Origin of the sequence: Brevundimonas sp. Leaf363, from assembly GCF_001424025.1 — a bacterium.
Classification (GTDB): domain Bacteria; phylum Pseudomonadota; class Alphaproteobacteria; order Caulobacterales; family Caulobacteraceae; genus Brevundimonas.
Genome location: NZ_LMPZ01000004.1, coordinates 75696 through 91152 on the forward strand (window position 1 = coordinate 75696; position 15457 = coordinate 91152).

Annotated in this window: 11 protein-coding genes; all 11 read left to right on the forward strand. The window is 67.3% G+C overall.

What is annotated here, in order from left to right:
* Positions 1-120: 120 nt before the first annotated feature.
* Positions 121-2199: a glycoside hydrolase family 36 protein gene (locus ASG17_RS12945; RefSeq protein WP_056104593.1), complete on the forward strand. Its 2079-nt coding sequence runs from the start codon at positions 121-123 to the stop codon at positions 2197-2199.
* Complete coding sequence (locus ASG17_RS12950) at positions 2196-3101, forward strand: EamA family transporter (protein ID WP_056104596.1); 906 nt, start codon at positions 2196-2198, stop codon at positions 3099-3101. Before ASG17_RS12945 ends, ASG17_RS12950 begins: the two co-directional genes overlap by 4 nt.
* Before the next feature lie 92 nt (positions 3102-3193).
* Positions 3194-4492 (forward strand): D-tagatose-bisphosphate aldolase, class II, non-catalytic subunit, encoded by a 1299-nt coding sequence (locus ASG17_RS12955; protein WP_056104598.1) that lies wholly within the window; start codon positions 3194-3196, stop codon positions 4490-4492.
* Positions 4485-5648, forward strand: coding sequence for an SIS domain-containing protein (locus ASG17_RS12960; protein WP_056104600.1), 1164 nt, complete (start codon positions 4485-4487; stop codon positions 5646-5648). The genes ASG17_RS12955 and ASG17_RS12960 overlap by 8 nt, the downstream gene beginning before the upstream one ends.
* 4 nt (positions 5649-5652) lie before the next feature.
* Positions 5653-6618 (forward strand): N-acetylglucosamine kinase, encoded by a 966-nt coding sequence (locus ASG17_RS12965; protein ID WP_056104603.1) that lies wholly within the window; start codon positions 5653-5655, stop codon positions 6616-6618.
* A 289-nt stretch (positions 6619-6907) separates the two neighbouring features.
* Positions 6908-9688: a TonB-dependent receptor gene (locus ASG17_RS12970; protein ID WP_235560456.1), complete on the forward strand. Its 2781-nt coding sequence runs from the start codon at positions 6908-6910 to the stop codon at positions 9686-9688.
* Positions 9689-9828: 140 nt separating this feature from the next.
* Positions 9829-10983 (forward strand): hypothetical protein, encoded by a 1155-nt coding sequence (locus tag ASG17_RS12975; RefSeq protein ID WP_056104609.1) that lies wholly within the window; start codon positions 9829-9831, stop codon positions 10981-10983.
* A gap of 108 nt (positions 10984-11091) precedes the next feature.
* On the forward strand, positions 11092-12000 hold the full coding sequence (locus tag ASG17_RS12980) for a sugar phosphate isomerase/epimerase (protein WP_056104614.1): 909 nt from the start codon (positions 11092-11094) through the stop codon (positions 11998-12000).
* A 5-nt stretch (positions 12001-12005) separates the two neighbouring features.
* Positions 12006-13151 carry a Gfo/Idh/MocA family protein gene (locus tag ASG17_RS12985; RefSeq protein WP_056104616.1) on the forward strand — a complete coding sequence of 382 codons (1146 nt, stop codon included), beginning with the start codon at positions 12006-12008 and terminating at the stop codon, positions 13149-13151.
* On the forward strand, positions 13148-14197 hold the full coding sequence (locus ASG17_RS12990) for a sugar phosphate isomerase/epimerase (RefSeq protein WP_056104619.1): 1050 nt from the start codon (positions 13148-13150) through the stop codon (positions 14195-14197). The genes ASG17_RS12985 and ASG17_RS12990 overlap by 4 nt, the downstream gene beginning before the upstream one ends.
* 44 nt (positions 14198-14241) lie before the next feature.
* Positions 14242-15447: an MFS transporter gene (locus tag ASG17_RS12995; protein ID WP_056104622.1), complete on the forward strand. Its 1206-nt coding sequence runs from the start codon at positions 14242-14244 to the stop codon at positions 15445-15447.
* Positions 15448-15457 lie beyond the last annotated feature (10 nt).

Here is a 15457-nt window from a genome sequence, read left to right on the forward strand (position 1 = left end):
TTCCATGGATGCGACAACGGAAACAAACCTCGATGTTTCGTTGTGCGTCTTTTTGTTTGCCTTTGGAAATCGGCCTATGCAAGATCATTTCCAGACCCGTCGTCAACAGAGGGCGCGACGATGAACACACAACCCCTCCTGCGCCGTCGCGGCGTGCTCGCACTTCTGGGCGGGACTGTCTTGGCGACGGGCGGGCTCGGCTCCGGTCGCGCCTTCGCCGCCGCCGTCGCGGCGCGAGCCGGCGACGCAGTGCTGACGCTCGAGTTCGACACCGCCCTGAACAGCCGTCTGGTGTCCAACCTGTCAGGCCGCGCCGTCGCCCTGACCGACTTCGCCCCTTCCGAAACGGTGACGCTGGCCGACGACCGGATCATCGACAGCTTCCCCTACGCCGCTCAGACGCGCGAGGCGGTCAGCGACGTCCACGGGGCCGGCGTGCGTCACACGGTGCGCGGCGTCTCGGCCGAGGGTCTGGAGAAGACCGTCAGCCTGACCTTCTACGACCGCTACCCCGGCTTCCCGCTGATCAACGTCGCCTGGCGCCACACGCGCGGCGAGCCGCTGGCGATCAAGAGCTGGCGTCTGGGCGGTCACACGCTCAAGGCGTCGGGCGGCGCCGGTTTCTGGTCCTGGTCGGGTTCGACCCATGCGGATCGCCGCGACTGGGTGCAGCCGGTCAAGGAAGGCTTCGACCAACCCAACTTCATGGGCATGAACGATTCCGACTACGGCTCTGGCACTCCAGTGGCCGACGTCTGGCGTCCGGACGCCGGCATCGCCGTCGGTCATATCGAACTGACGCCCAAGCTGGTCTCCCTGCCCATCGTCGCCTCGCCCGCCGGCGCCTCGGTGGCGCTGGAGGAGGCGCGCGCCGTGACGCTGAACCCGGGCGAGACTCTCAGGTCGCTGGACGCCTTCGTCACCGTCCACACTCGCGACTACTATGCCACGCTGGACGCCTATCGCCGGGTCATGGCCGATCGCGGCCTGGCCGCCCCGCAGGCGCCGGAAGGGTCGTACGAGCCCATCTGGTGCGCCTGGGGCTACGACCGCAACTTCACCGTCGCCGAGATCGAAGGCACCTACGCCAAGGTCAAGGACATGGGCTTCAAGTGGGCCGTGCTGGACGACGGCTGGCAGACGAACGAAGGCGACTGGGCGCTGGATCCGCGCAAGTTCCGCACCGAAGCCGACATGGTCGCCTTCGCCGCCAACATCCGCAAGGCGGGCCTGAAGCCCAAGCTGTGGCTGGCGCCCCTGGCCGTCGATCCGGGCTCGGACCTGCTGCACGACCACACAGACATGCTGCTGCTGGACGAGAACGGCGCGGTGCAGGACGTGACCTGGTGGAACGCCTTCTACCTGTGCCCGGCCTACCAGCCGACCATCGATTACACCCAGGCCCTGATCCACAAGATCATCGGCGAATGGGGATACGAGGGGCTGAAGCTGGACGGCCAGCACATGAACGGCGTCGCCCCGTGTCATAACCCCGCGCACAATCACGCCCGCCCCGAAGAGTCGGTCGAGAAGCTCCAGGACTTCTGGAAGATGGTCTACGACACGGCGCGCAAGGCCAATCCGGAAGCGGTTGTCGAGTTCTGCCCCTGCGGCACGTCCTACGCCTTCCACAACCTGCCCTACACCAACCAGGTGCCGGCCTCCGACCCGCTGTCGTCCTGGCAGGTGCGCCTGAAAGGCAAGTCGCTGAAGGCGCTGATGGGCCGCGACGCGGCCTATGCCGGCGACCACGTCGAACTCAGCGACGGCGGCAATGACTGGGCCTCTACGGTCGGTATCGGCGCGGTCATCTCGACCAAGTTCACCTACCCGCACGAGGGGCGCGGCCCGGACGCCAACTTCCTGCTGACGCCGGAACGCGAGGCTGTCTGGCGCAAGTGGGCCGACATCTACAGCGCCAAGATGCTGCCCAAGGGCCAGTACCTGGGCGAGCTCTACGACATCGGCTTCGACAAGCCGGAGGCGCACGCGGTCTCCAAGGACGGCAAGCTCTATTACGCCTTCTACGCCCCCACCTGGGACGGGCATGTCGATCTGCGCGGCCTGGGCGACGGCGCCTACCGTCTGACCGACTACTTCAACGGCGTGGACCTGGGCACGGCGACGGCGAGCGCTGCGCGCATCCCGGCCCGGTTCGAGAAATTCCTGCTGATCGAAGCCACACCGGTGCAAGCGTGACCGACATCTCGAGCACCCAGCCATCAGCGCCCGTCAGCTCGCGCCGCTGGCTGCTGTTCGCCCTGCTGACCGTCGGCCTGTGGGGCGTCTGGGGCGCCTTCGCCGGCATCTCGGCCCAGCGCGGCTTCCCCGAGACGCTGGTCTACTGCGTCTGGGCCCTGACCATGATCGTGCCGGCCGTCGTGGTCATGCAGCGCGAGAAGTGGAAGCTGGATCGTGACCCGAAGTCGATCCTGTATGGCCTGCTGATCGGCCTGACCGGCGCGGGCGGGCAGATGATCCTGTTCTACGCGGTCACGACCGGCCCGGCCTATCTGATCTTCCCGATCATCTCCCTGTCGCCGCTGGTGACCATCCTGATGTCGCTGCTGCTGCTGAAGGAGCGGACGACGAAGCTGGGCGCGCTCGGCGTCGCGCTGGCGCTGGTCGCCCTGCCCCTGTTCGACTTCTCGCCTCAGGGATTCTCCTTCATGCAGGGGGGATCCTGGTTCCCGCTGGCCCTGATCATCATGGGCTGCTGGGGCGTGCAGGCCTACTTCATGAAGCTGGCCAACAACCGGATGAGCGCCGAGAGCATCTTCTTTTACATGACGCTCAGCGGCCTGATGCTGATCCCCGTCGCGCTGGCCATGACGGACTTCGCCAAGCCCATCAACTGGGGGCTGGACGGTCCGTGGCTGGCGGCCGTCATACAGAGCCTGAACGCCATCGGCGCCCTGTTCCTCGTCTATGCCTTCCGGCACGGCAAGGCGATCGTGGTGGCGCCTCTGACGAACGCCGGCGCGCCGCTGGCCACATCCGTCATCGCGCTGCTCATCGCCGGCGTCATGCCGGGTGAGCTGAAGATGGTCGGGCTGGCGCTGGCCTTCATCGCTGCCGCTCTTCTGGCGACCGCCGCCTGAAGCCGCAACACATCAGGTTTCGGTTTCATTGTTTAAGTTGCGTTTTAGGCGGTTTCAGTTAGGGTATCGCTGGGGAAGCGAAGGGTTCATTCATGAAGGCGATGCGCGATCTCGTCGCCCGGCATAAGTCGGGTCAGGCCTGCGGGATTTATTCCGTCTGCTCGGCGCACCCGCTGGTCATCGAGGCCTCCTGCGACCACGCCCTCAAGGCCGACCTCGACGTCCTGCTGATCGAGGCGACCTGCAATCAGGTGAACCAGGACGGCGGCTATACCGGCATGACGCCGGACCTGTTCCGCGACTTCGTCCACGGCATAGCCCGCAAGGTCGGCTTCCCGATCGAACGCATCCTGCTGGGCGGCGACCACCTGGGGCCCAACCCCTGGACCGCCCTGCCCGCCGATGAGGCGATGGCGAAGGCCGACGTTCTGATCGAACAGTATGTCGCCGCCGGCTTCCGCAAGATCCACGCCGACTGTTCCATGTCCTGCGCCGACGATCCGACGCCCCTGCCGGAAGCGGTCATCGCCCGCCGCGCCGCGCGGCTGATCAAGATCGCCGAGGCGACGCAGGCCCGCGTCGGCGGCGAGCCTTGCGTCTATGTCGTCGGCACCGAAGTGCCCGTCCCCGGCGGCGCCGCCGAAGACCTGCCCGAGCTTGAGCTGACCACGCCTGACGCCGCGCGCGCCACGCTGGAGGCGCACCGCGTCATCTTCGCCGAAGAAGGCCTGTCGGACGCATGGCCGCGTGTCGTCGGCATCGTCGTCCAGCCGGGCGTGGAGTTCGACCACCACAAGGTCATCGACTACGACCGATCCAAGGCCGTCGCGCTCAGCGCCGCCCTGGACGACCAGCCGCACGTCGTGTTCGAGGCTCACTCCACCGACTACCAGACGCCCACGGCGCTGAAGGCGCTGGTCGAGGATCACTTCGCTATCCTGAAGGTGGGCCCGGGCGTCACCTTCGCCTTGCGTGAAGCCCTGTGGGCGCTCGACGCCATCGAACGCGAATGGATTGACGCCGACAAAGCCTCCAGCTTCCGCCAGACCGCGATCGACCGGATGAAGGCGGAACCGCGCAACTGGGCCAAATACTACCACTCGACCGGCGCCGCGCTGGACTTCGACCTCCAGTACAGCCTGTCGGATCGTATCCGCTACTATTGGCCGGACGCCGAGATCGTTGCGGCCCAGGACCGGATGTTCGCCAACCTCACCGACAATCCGCCGCCGATGGCCCTGATCAGCCAGTATCTGCCGCAGGCGGTCGCCGCTTTGCGCGACGCCGGCGCCGCCATCACGCCCGCCAGCCTTGTGATCGCCCATGTCGGCGTCACACTGGAATTCTATCGCGCGGCCTGCACACCCGCGCCGGAGCCGACCCATGTCTGACCTCATCCAACTGGGCCTGAGCGAGGCCGAACTCGAACGGCGGGGCGGTCTGTGGACCGCACGGGAAATCTCCCAGCAGCCGGCCATGCTGCGCGAGACGCAAGGCCTGCTGATGGCCGGCCGGGCGGACATCGAGGCCTTCCTGAAGCCGCTGCTAGCCAAGCCTTCGCTGCGCATCATCCTGACCGGCGCCGGCACCTCGGCCTTCGCCGGCGAATGCCTGGCGCCGGTCCTGTCCCAGCGCCTGGGCCGCCGGGTCGAGGCCATCGCCACGACGGATCTGGTCTGCGCGCCGCACCTCTATTTCGAGACCGCGACGCCGACGCTGCTGGTGTCCTTCGGCCGCTCCGGCAACAGCCCCGAGAGCGTCGCCGCCATCGAACTGGCGGATCGTCTGGTCAAGGATCTGAACCACCTGGTCATCACCTGCAACGCCGACGGCGCCCTGGCAAAGTACGGCCAAGGACCGCGTGGCTTCACCGTGCAGCTGCCGGAGGCCACGCACGACCGCAGCTTTGCGATGACATCCAGCTTCTCGTGCATGACCTATGCGGCGCTGGCGGTCTTCAGCGGGATCGCGGGCATGGACGGACGCGTGGACGCGATCGCCCGCGCCACACAGTCGGTGATCGAGCAATACACCCCCGTCATGAAGGCCGCCGCCGCCGAGGGTTATCAGCGGGTCGTCTATCTGGGCAGCCACATCTTCAAAGGCCTGGCGCGCGAGTCTGGGCTCAAGTTGCTGGAGCTGACCAACGGCGCCCTGGTGACGATGTTCGATTCGCCGCTGGGCTTCCGGCATGGGCCCAAGACCATCGTGAACGACAAGACGCTGATCGTCGTCTTCTTCTCCAACGACGCCTACACCCGCAGCTACGACATGGACCTGTTGGACGAACTGCGCCGGGACGACGCCGCCGCACGGGTGATCGCCATCACCGCCCAGGACGGCGTCGGCCTGCCGAAATCGGATGAGATCGAGGTGTCCGCCCTGGCCGGCGCGGACGATGCCGAACTGCTGTTTCCCTACATCGTCGCGCCGCAGATCCTGGCCTTCTTCGAGTCGCTGCGTCTCGGCCTGACCCCGGACAAACCGAACACGTCGGGCACCGTCAATCGCGTCGTGCAGGGCGTGCGGATCCACGAGCTGAGCTGATCGAATGGCGGGGGGCCGGACGGACGGATATTTTCTCGGTGTGGATGGGGGCGGCACCAAGACGGCCTTCGTTCTGATCGACCGCGCCGGCCGCGAGGCGGCGCGCCACGAAGGCGGCTCCAGCTATCACGTCGAGATCGGCGTCGAGGCCCTGCACGCCCTGTTGCAGGCCGGCGTGCAGAGCGTGCTCGACCAGGCCGGCGCTGCCGCTGACGACATCATCCACGCCTTCTTCGGCCTGCCCGCCCACGGCGAGGATTCGCAGATCCAGCCCGTGCTGGACGTCATTCCCGAAGCCCTCTTGGGCCATCATCGCTACGCGTGCGGCAACGACATGATCTGCGGCTGGGCGGGCTCGCTGGGCGGCGCGGACGGCATCAACATCGTCGCCGGCACAGGCTCCATCGGCTACGGCGAGCGGCAGGGTCTGTCGGCGCGCGGCGGGGGCTGGGGCGAGCTGTTTTCCGACGAGGGTTCCGCCCACTGGATCGCGGTTCAGGGCCTGAACGTCTTCTCGCGCATGGCGGACGGGCGGCTGCCACGCGGGCCGCTGTACGATCTGCTGGTCGCCGAGTTTGCGTTGAAGAGCGACCTCGACCTGTGCGGCCACATCTACGCCAACCCGGCGCGCGACCGCATCGCCGCCCTGTCACGACGCGTGGCGCAGGCCGCGGGCGAGGGCGACGAGGCGGCGCAGGCCGTCTTCAGGCGGGCCGGACAGGAGCTGGCGGCCGTGGTCGACGCCATCCGCCGACAGCTTGAGTATCCCCCCGGCGAGCCGGTGTACCTGTCCTATTCCGGGGGTGTTTTCCGCAGCGGCGACCTGGTGCTTCGGCCGTTCCGCGAACAGCTTTCGACATGGTCGGCGGATTATCGGATGGTCTCGCCGCGCTTCAGTCCGGCCATAGGCGCCGCGATCTATGCGGCGCGCATGGTCGGTCAGCCGCTGAACCCACAGATCGACGCCTGACGGCCTCTTTGTCGCACCTCCGCGCCGCAGCGTGGGCAGGTGCATGACATGTTTGATTGCGCTCATGTTTCACGGCTGACACCGGTTCGCGGCGCATCACTCCGCATCAGAAGCGCAACAGATCGATAAGTTTCGTTACGTATCTATTTGACAGTTTCGCGAAACCGCTGTTCCCTTCTTTTCAACGTTTCCCGGCTGAGAACCGAAGCGTCGGTTCGGGCTGGGGAGTTCGTCGCACATGCGGAAAAGGGGAATCGCAATGTCACGTCCATGTCTTCGTAGAACCATCATGGCCGGCGTCGGGGCCGCCGCCCTTTTGTCGGCCGGTGCCGTTCAGGCCCAGACCACGACCGACGCCGCCACCGATGATGAAGCCGAAATGCTGGACGAGGTCATCGTCGTCGGCGTGCGAGGCAGTATCGCGCGCGCCGTCGGCCTGAAGCGCGAAGCATCCACCGTTCAGGATTCCATCAGCGCCCTGGAACTGGGCGTCTTCCCGGACGACAACGTCGCCGACTCGCTCGCCCACATCACAGGCGTCTCGATCTCGCGCACCGCCGGCGGTGAAGGCCAGAGCGTCAGCGTCCGCGGCCTGGGCCCGGAATACACCCTGTCGACCTTCAACGGCCGCATCCTGGCCACCGACGGCGCCGGCCGCGACTTCGCCTATGACGTGCTGCCGTCCGACGTGATCAGCGGCGCCGACGTCATCAAGGGCGCCGAGGCGGCGAACACCGAAGGCGCCATCGGCGGCCTGGTCAACCTGCGCTCGGCCAGCCCGTTCGATCAGCGTGGCCAGCACGGCATCGTTCGCGTCGAAGGCGATCGTAACCAGATGTCGGAACTGGACGGCTACAAGTTCTCGGGCGTCTACAGCAACACCTTCGCGGACGACACCTTCGGCGTCATGCTGGGTCTGGTCTACCAGGAGCGTGACGCCCGCACCGACATCGCCGGCAACGACGGCGGCTGGACCCGCAACGCCGACCCGACCGACGAAAGCTGGCTGTGGGGCAACGCCTGGGGCGGCAGCATCGACCCCAACAACAACGGCGTGCTGGATCCCGAGGAATACGGCCTGATCGGCCCCGGTCAGTTCCGCGTCGGCTCGATCCTCGAAGAGAAGAAGCGCACCGCCTACACCGCCAAGTTCGAATGGCGCCCGACCGACAACTTCCGCCTGATCGTGGACGGTCTGTCGACCAAGCTGGACAGCCCGCAGGTCGGCTACCAGCAGTCCTTCTATCCTCTGTACGCGCCGGGCCGCTGGTCGAACATCGAGATCACCGACGGCATCGTCACCAGCTTCGATATGGACAACACGGATCCTGAGATGCGGCTCAACCCCGAGCTGCTGAACCAGACCGAGTACCGCGTGGTCGAGACCGAACTGTACGGCGTCAACGCCGAGTGGAACGTCTCCGACACCCTGACCCTGAACGCCGACGTGTACCGCTCGACCTCCAGCCGCCACTCGGGCGGCCAGGACAGCTACGTCGTCCTGCGGATGAACCAGCCGAACGTCGCGCACATCGAGCTGAACGGCTCCTATGTGCCGAGCGTGACCGTCGACTTCGATGACGGCCGCGATCTGGCGACGGGCCTGGCCAACGGCGAGTTCAGCGACGGCGACTTCAACACCCACTACTTCTCGCTGGCCGGCGACAACATCGACGACGAGATCACCGGCGCCGCCTTCAACGGTCGCTGGGAAGCGGACATGGGCTGGCTGGCCAACGTCCAGTTCGGCGTCAACTACACCGATCGCAAGAAGTCCCGCGACCTGATCAACAATGCTCTGACGGGCGGCGCCGACTACTACTCCGGCAACTACGCCATCAACGTCGGCGACCTGGGCGGCGGCGTCATCTCGAACAGCTTCACCCTGCCCAACTTCATGAGCGAAGTGAGCGGCGACTTCCCGCGCAGCTTCCTCGCCTTCGACATCGCCACCTATCAGGCGGCGCTGGCGGCCTACGACGGCACGCCGCGGCCCGGCGGCGGAACCTACAACTACGCCGACGCCGCGCCGGTGTGGAACCCGCTGCAGAGCTATCGCGTGACGGAAGAGACCTGGGCCGGCTTCGTCCAGGCCAACTTCGTCGCCGACCGCTGGACCGGCAACGTCGGCGTCCGCGTCGTCCAGACGGGCACCACCTCCCAGGCCTGGGACGCCAAGATCCTGGAGATCATCGAGAACGGCGCCTTCAACTACACGGCCGTCTACGACGATCCGACCTCGGTCACGCAGGAAAGCGACTACACCTACGTCCTGCCGTCGCTTAACCTGAACTACCGCATCACCGAAGAGCTGCGCCTGCGCCTCGGCGCCGCCAAGACCATGGCCCGCCCGTCGGTCGAGACCCTGGCCCCGACCAACACCACCGAGAGCGTGTCCTGGGGCGAGTTCACCCAGATCTACGGCGGCAACGCGGACCTGAAGCCCTATTCGGCCACCCAGTACGACGCCTCGCTGGAGTACTATTTCCGGCCGAACTCGATCTTCAACATCGCGGTGTTCAAGAAGGACATCAAAGACCAGATCACCACCAGCTGGGAGCCCGGTCAGGACATCGGCGTCCCGGGCTATCTCTTCAACGTCATGCGCCCGATCAACGGCGACACGGCGGAGGTGCACGGCGTCGAAGTCGGCCTGCAGCACTTCCTGGAGAACGGCTTCGGCGTGCGCGCCCAGTACACCCGCAACTGGTCCAAGAGCTACGTCGGCGAGCAGGAGCGTCCGCTGGAAGGCATCGCCCCGTCCGTCTATTCGCTGGGTCTGTTCTACGAGAACGGTCCGCTGTCGCTCAGCCTGTCGGGCGAACACACCGACGGCTTCGTCACGGCGATCAATGTGCTGGGCGAGGGCTACAACGAAGAAGCCGACCCGATCACCTGGGTGACGGCCCACGTCTCCTACGACGTCACCGACGCCATCACGATCTCGCTGGAAGGCAACAACCTGCTGGATGAGGCCAACACCTACAGCATCAACGGCAACTCGCTGCTGCCGCAGGGCTATTACCGCTACGGCGCGTCCTACAAGCTGGGCGTCAGCTACCGCTTCTGACCTCTTCCCCGAGAGACCAACTTCCCAGGGCCGCAACGCAAGTTGCGGCCCTTTCTTTTGCGCCGATCCGGACTGGTCAGGACGCGCGCGGACGGCCAAGGTTGAGATCGATCCCAAAGCCGTCGCTCAAGAGACCCTGAATGGCCCGCTCTCTCGGTTGGTACGCCTATCCCTGGAACCTGCATCAGCCGCGCGCCGATCTGGCGCAGATGCGCGAGGTGGGAATGACGCACCTGACCGCGGCCACGGCCTATCATGCGGGCAAGTTCCTGCAGCCGCGCGATCCGGTTTCCCGCGTCTACTTCCCCGAGGACGGCGCCGTCTATTTCCGCACCACCGGCTCGGGCTACGGCCGCGTGAAGCCCAGGGTGTCGAGGCTGACGCAGGAGCGCGACGTGCTGGGCCAGCTGACCGAGGCCGGCGTCATGCCGATCCGGGCGTGGACGGTGCTCAACCACAACTCGCGCATCGGCTTCGAGAACCCCGATCTGGCGGTCCACAACGCCTGGGGCGATCCGTATTTCTACAGCCTGTGTCCGTCGAACGGTCACGTGCGCGAATACGCCGTGGCGCTCTGCAAGGACCTGGGCGGCCACAATGTCGAGACCTTGCTGCTGGAGGCGCCGGGGTGGCTGACCTACGGCCACGGCTATCACCACGAGTTCTCCCAGGCGCCGCTGAACCCCTGGCTGGAACGGCTGCTGGGCCTCTGTTTCTGCGACGCCTGCGTGTCGCGCGCTTCCGCGGCGGGCGTGGACATCAACGGCATCCGCCGCGCGGTCCGCAGAGAAGGCGACGCCCTGATGGCCGGCGGCGGGAAGACGCCTGGGCTGGAGGCGGCGTTGGAGCCGCTGGACCGCTGGCGCGGATCGGTCGTGACCGCCTTGTGCGCCGAAATCCGCCAGGCCGTACGGCGCGAGGTCGGGGTGAAGGTCATCTCCACCTGCCAGCGTCCGCATGCGACCACCTATCTGGAGGGCGGCGACCTGCCCGGCATGAACGGCGCGACCGATGGGCTGGAGCTGCCGATCTACCAGCCATCCGCCCGCGATGCGGTCGAAGACCTGCACTATGTCATCCGCACGGTCGGAGACGTCGGGAGGCTCAGCGTCATCCTGCGCCCCGGCCTGCCGGACATGACCAGCGAACAGCAGGTCAACCAGACCGTCACCGCCATGCTGACCGCGGGCGTCCGCGACCTATCCTTCTACAACTACGGCCTGTTGCCGGCGCAGCAGGTCGGCTGGCTGGAAAAGGCGGTCGGAGCCGTGAAGGACTGGGTCGCCCGCAGCTGAGGCCAGTGCGTGGTTGCATCCTGCGCCGCCTCGGGCGACGGTGGACACAGGCGTCCAGGGCCGCGAGCCCGTCATAGAGACGCCGTTACTCAGGGGAGACGGCCAGTGATGATGACATCGCGGCGACAGATGCTGGCCATGGCCGGTGGAACGATCCTGGCCGGCGCCATGGGCGGACGGGCGCGGGCGGCGACGCCGCTGAGCCTTCCGGCCGGGCTCCAGCTCTGGACCGTCAAGGAAGAGCTGGCCAAGGATTTCGAGGGCACCCTGCGGGCGCTGAAGGCCATCGGCTACCAGCGCGTCGAGACCGCCGGCTTGCTCGGCAAGACGCCGGCGCAGTTCAAGGCGGCGCTGGACGCGGCCGGCCTCGACGCCTTCTCTTCCCACTATTCGCTCGGCGACCTGATGACCGATACGGAAGCCAAGCTGACGGCCGTGCGCGAGGTCGGGGTGAAGTTCTGCATGGCGTCCTCACCCTATGTTCCGCGCCCGATGGCGACGGACAAGCCGTGGGTCAACGCCATGGCCGACGCCATGACCCTGGCCGACTGGCGCATGAACGCCGAGGCGATGAACCGCATCGGGGCGGTGGCCGAGTCGGTCGGCGTCAAGTTCGGCTATCACAATCACGCGGCCGAGTTCGTGGCGTACGACGGCGTCGAGGCCTATGCCGAGATGGTGCGGATGACCGATCCGGAGCTGGTCGATCTGGAGCTGGACCTCGGCTGGGTGGCCATCGCCGGCTACGATCCGGCCGAGATGCTGACCCGCTACAAGGACCGCGTCAGCCTGCTGCACGTCAAGGACATGCGCACGCGCGAGCGGACTCCAGGGGTCATCGCCACGGATCAGCAGAGCGTGCCGGTCGGTCAGGGCTCCATCGACTGGCCCGCCGTCTTCCGCGCCGCCCAGGGCGGCAAGGTCCAGGGCTATTTCATCGAGCAGGAGCCGCCCTTCGCGCACCCGCCGCTCGAGGGGCTGCGCGACAGCCTCGCCTATCTGAAATCGATCGCCTGAGACTGATGACCCCTGTTCGATACGCCATGGTCGGCGGGGGCGAAGGCGCCTTCATTGGCCCCGTCCACCGCACCGCCGCGGCCATCGCCGGCAACTGCCGGCTGGTCGCCGGCGCGCTGAGCGCCGATGCCGACAAGGCGGCGCGGTCGGGGGCGGCCATTGGCCTGCCGGCCGATCGATCCTACGCCAGCTACCCGGCCATGCTGGACGGCGAGCGGGCCTTGCCGGAGGGCGAGCGGGCCGAGTTCATCGCCATCGTCACGCCCAACCACATGCACGCGCCCGTGGCCGAGGCGGCGCTGGAGGCCGGCTTCCCGGTGCTGTGCGACAAGCCGCTGGGCGACACGCTTGAGGCGGCGATCCGCATCCAGGCGGCGGCCGAGCGGACCGGCGGACTGGTCGGCGTGACCCACACCTACCTGGGCTATCCGATGGTGCGGCAGGCGCGCGATCTGGTGGCGGGCGGGTCGCTGGGCGCGGTGCGGCGGGTGGCGGTTCGCTACACGCAGGGCTGGCTGTCCAAGGCCGAGGACGCGCGCGGCAAACAGGCGGAATGGCGCACCGATCCGGCGCGGTCGGGCGTCGGCGGCGCCTTCGGTGACATCGGCGTGCATGCCTTCAATCTGGTGGAATACGTCTGCGGCCAGTCGATGCGGAAGATCAGCGCCGATATCGCCGCCGTGGTGCCCGGCCGGGTGCTGGACGACGACGGCGCGGCCCTGTTCCATCTGGACGGCGGCGCGCGCGGCACGCTGGTGGCCAGCCAGATCTGCGCCGGCGACGCCAATGGCCTGAGCCTGTCGGTCTGGTGCGAGGAAGGCGGCGTCCACTGGCGTCAGGAACAGCCTGACCAACTGGCGCTGGCGCGGCGGCAGGGCCCGGTCGAGACCTGGTCCGCCGGTTCGGACCGTGGCTACCTCGGCGCGGCGGCGGCGGCGGCAGTGCGCCTGCCGGCTGGCCACCCGGAGGGCTATCTGGAAGCCTTCGGCAACATCTATCGCGACTTCGCCCTTGCGGTGCGCGGCCAGGCGCCGGATCAGCCAGCTTACGCCAGCCTGGCGCAGGGCGTGGCGGGCAACCGCTTTGTCCAGGCCGCCTATGACAGCAGTCAGGCGAACGGGGCGTGGATCGACATGGAGAGCGTTCGATGAAGGGACCCGGCGTCTTTCTGGCGCAGTTCGCGGGCGACGAAGCGCCGTTCAACACCCTGCCGAACATGGCCCGCTGGGCGGCCGACCTCGGTTACAAGGGTGTACAAATCCCGACCTGGGACGCGCGTCTGATCGACCTGCAGAAGGCCGCCGAGAGCCAGACCTATTGCGACGAGCTGACCGGCGTCTGCGCCGAGGCGGGCGTGGCGATCACCGAACTGTCGACCCACCTGCAGAGCCAGCTGGTCGCCGTGCATCCGGCCTACGGCGACCTGTTCGACGGCTTCGCGCCCCAGGCGGTTCAGGGCAAGCCGACCGAGCGCACTGAGTGGGCGCGCGGTCAGGTGACCATGGCGGCCAAGGCCAGCCGTCGCCTGGGCCTGAGCGCCCACGCCACCTTCTCCGGCGCCCTGCTGTGGCACACCGTCTATCCCTGGCCGCAGCGCCCGGCGGGTCTGGTCGAGGAAGGCTTCTCCGAACTGGCGCGCCGCTGGAAGCCGCTGCTGGACGTGTTCGACGAGAACGGCGTGGACGCCTGTTTCGAACTGCACCCCGGCGAGGACCTGCACGACGGCGTGACCTTCGAGCGGTTCCTGGCGGCGGTGGACGACCACCCGCGCGCCAAAATCCTGTACGACCCCAGCCACTTCCTGCTGCAGCAGCTGAACTATGTGGACTTCATCCACATCTACCATTCGCGGATCAAAGCCTTCCACGTGAAGGACGCCGAGTTCCGGCCGACCGGGCGGGCGGGCGTCTATGGCGGTTACCAGGGCTGGGTCGACCGGCCGGGGCGCTTCCGCTCGCTGGGCGACGGCCAGGTGGACTTCTCGGCGATCTTCTCGGCCTTCACCCAGCATGACTACGCGGGGTGGGCGGTGCTGGAGTGGGAATGCTGCCTGAAGTCGCCGGAACAGGGCGCCGCCGAGGGTGCGCCCTTCATCGCCCGACACATGATCCAGAAGGCCGGACGCGCCTTCGACGACTTCGCCGGATCGGCCCCTGACGCGGCGCGCAACCGCCGCATCCTGGGCCTGACCGACTGACACGACACAAGCCGGCGACAGGCCGGCGAGAGGGGGAGGAAACCATGAACCTTTCGACACGGCTTCGGCTGTCGCTGATGATGTTCGCCCAGTATTTCGTCTGGGGCGTCTGGTGGGTGCCGTTCGGCGCCTATCTGTCCAGGCACGGACTGGACGCCTCGATCGGCACGATCTTCTCGACCCAGGGCTGGGCGGCCATCGCCGCGCCCCTGTTCGTCGGAGCCATCGCGGACCGCTACTTCTCGGCGCAGAAGGTCATGGGCGTGCTGCACCTCATGGGCGGCGGCTTCCTGCTGGCCCTGTCGCTGGTGGGCGCCGACGCGGGCGTGATGTTCGCCGCCACCCTCGGCGTCCTCCTCTGCTACATGCCGACCATCGCGCTTTCGAACACGGTCGCCTTCGCCGCCATGACCAATGGCGAGCGCCAGTTCCCGGCCGTGCGGGTGTTCGGCACCCTGGGCTGGATCGTCGGCGGCATCCTGGTCGGCCAGGTTCTGCACGCCGAACAGACGGCCCTGCCGATCCAGATCGCGGGCGGCGCCTCGCTGCTGTACGGCCTCTACGCCTTCACCCTGCCCAAGACCCCGCCGCAGGCCAAGGAAGGCAAGGTCAGCGCCGTCTCCCTGCTTGGGCTGGACGCCATCAAGACCGGCGACAAGTCGTTCTGGACCCTGATCATCTGCTCGCTGCTGCTGATGATCCCGGTCGCCTTCTACCACGCCTACGCCAACACCTTCCTGGTCGAGGTCGGTGTCGACGCCGCCGCGACGGTTCAGGCCATCGGCCAGGTGTCGGAGGTCGGCTTCCTCTTGCTGCTGCCGCTGTTCTTCCGCTGGGTCGGGATGAAGGGCGTGCTGCTGATCGGCATGGTCGCCTGGGCGGTGCGTTACGTCCTGTTCGCCAACGGCTTCGACGCCAACGGTCCGATCATGCCGTTGCTCCTGGGTGGGCTGGTGCTGCACGGCATCTGCTTCGACTTCTTCCTGGTCGCGGGCACCATCTGGGTGGACAAACACTTCCCGCCCGAGACCCGCGCTCGCGCCCAGTCGTTCCTGGCCCTGGTGACCTGGGGCGTCGGTTCGGTGATCGGCAGCCTGCTGGCCAACCAGATCTACGTGGCCAACACCGTCTCGCCGACCCAGCATGACTGGAGCACCATCTGGCTGATCCCCGCCGCCCTGTCCGCCACCGTGGCGGTCGTCTTCCTGCTGTCGTTCCGCGATCGCAAGAAGGCGGCGGCGAACGCCTGACGCCGAGCCG

Coding starts and splice junctions, on each gene's coding strand:
- ASG17_RS12945 (WP_056104593.1), top strand. CDS start 121: ATGAACACACAACCCCTCCTGCGCCGTCGCGGCGTGCTCGCACTTCTG.
- ASG17_RS12955 (WP_056104598.1), top strand. CDS start 3,194: ATGAAGGCGATGCGCGATCTCGTCGCCCGGCATAAGTCGGGTCAGGCC.
- ASG17_RS12960 (WP_056104600.1), top strand. CDS start 4,485: ATGTCTGACCTCATCCAACTGGGCCTGAGCGAGGCCGAACTCGAACGG.
- ASG17_RS12965 (WP_056104603.1), top strand. CDS start 5,653: ATGGCGGGGGGCCGGACGGACGGATATTTTCTCGGTGTGGATGGGGGC.
- ASG17_RS12970 (WP_235560456.1), top strand. CDS start 6,908: ATGGCCGGCGTCGGGGCCGCCGCCCTTTTGTCGGCCGGTGCCGTTCAG.
- ASG17_RS12975 (WP_056104609.1), top strand. CDS start 9,829: ATGGCCCGCTCTCTCGGTTGGTACGCCTATCCCTGGAACCTGCATCAG.
- ASG17_RS12980 (WP_056104614.1), top strand. CDS start 11,092: ATGATGACATCGCGGCGACAGATGCTGGCCATGGCCGGTGGAACGATC.
- ASG17_RS12985 (WP_056104616.1), top strand. CDS start 12,006: ATGACCCCTGTTCGATACGCCATGGTCGGCGGGGGCGAAGGCGCCTTC.
- ASG17_RS12990 (WP_056104619.1), top strand. CDS start 13,148: ATGAAGGGACCCGGCGTCTTTCTGGCGCAGTTCGCGGGCGACGAAGCG.
- ASG17_RS12995 (WP_056104622.1), top strand. CDS start 14,242: ATGAACCTTTCGACACGGCTTCGGCTGTCGCTGATGATGTTCGCCCAG.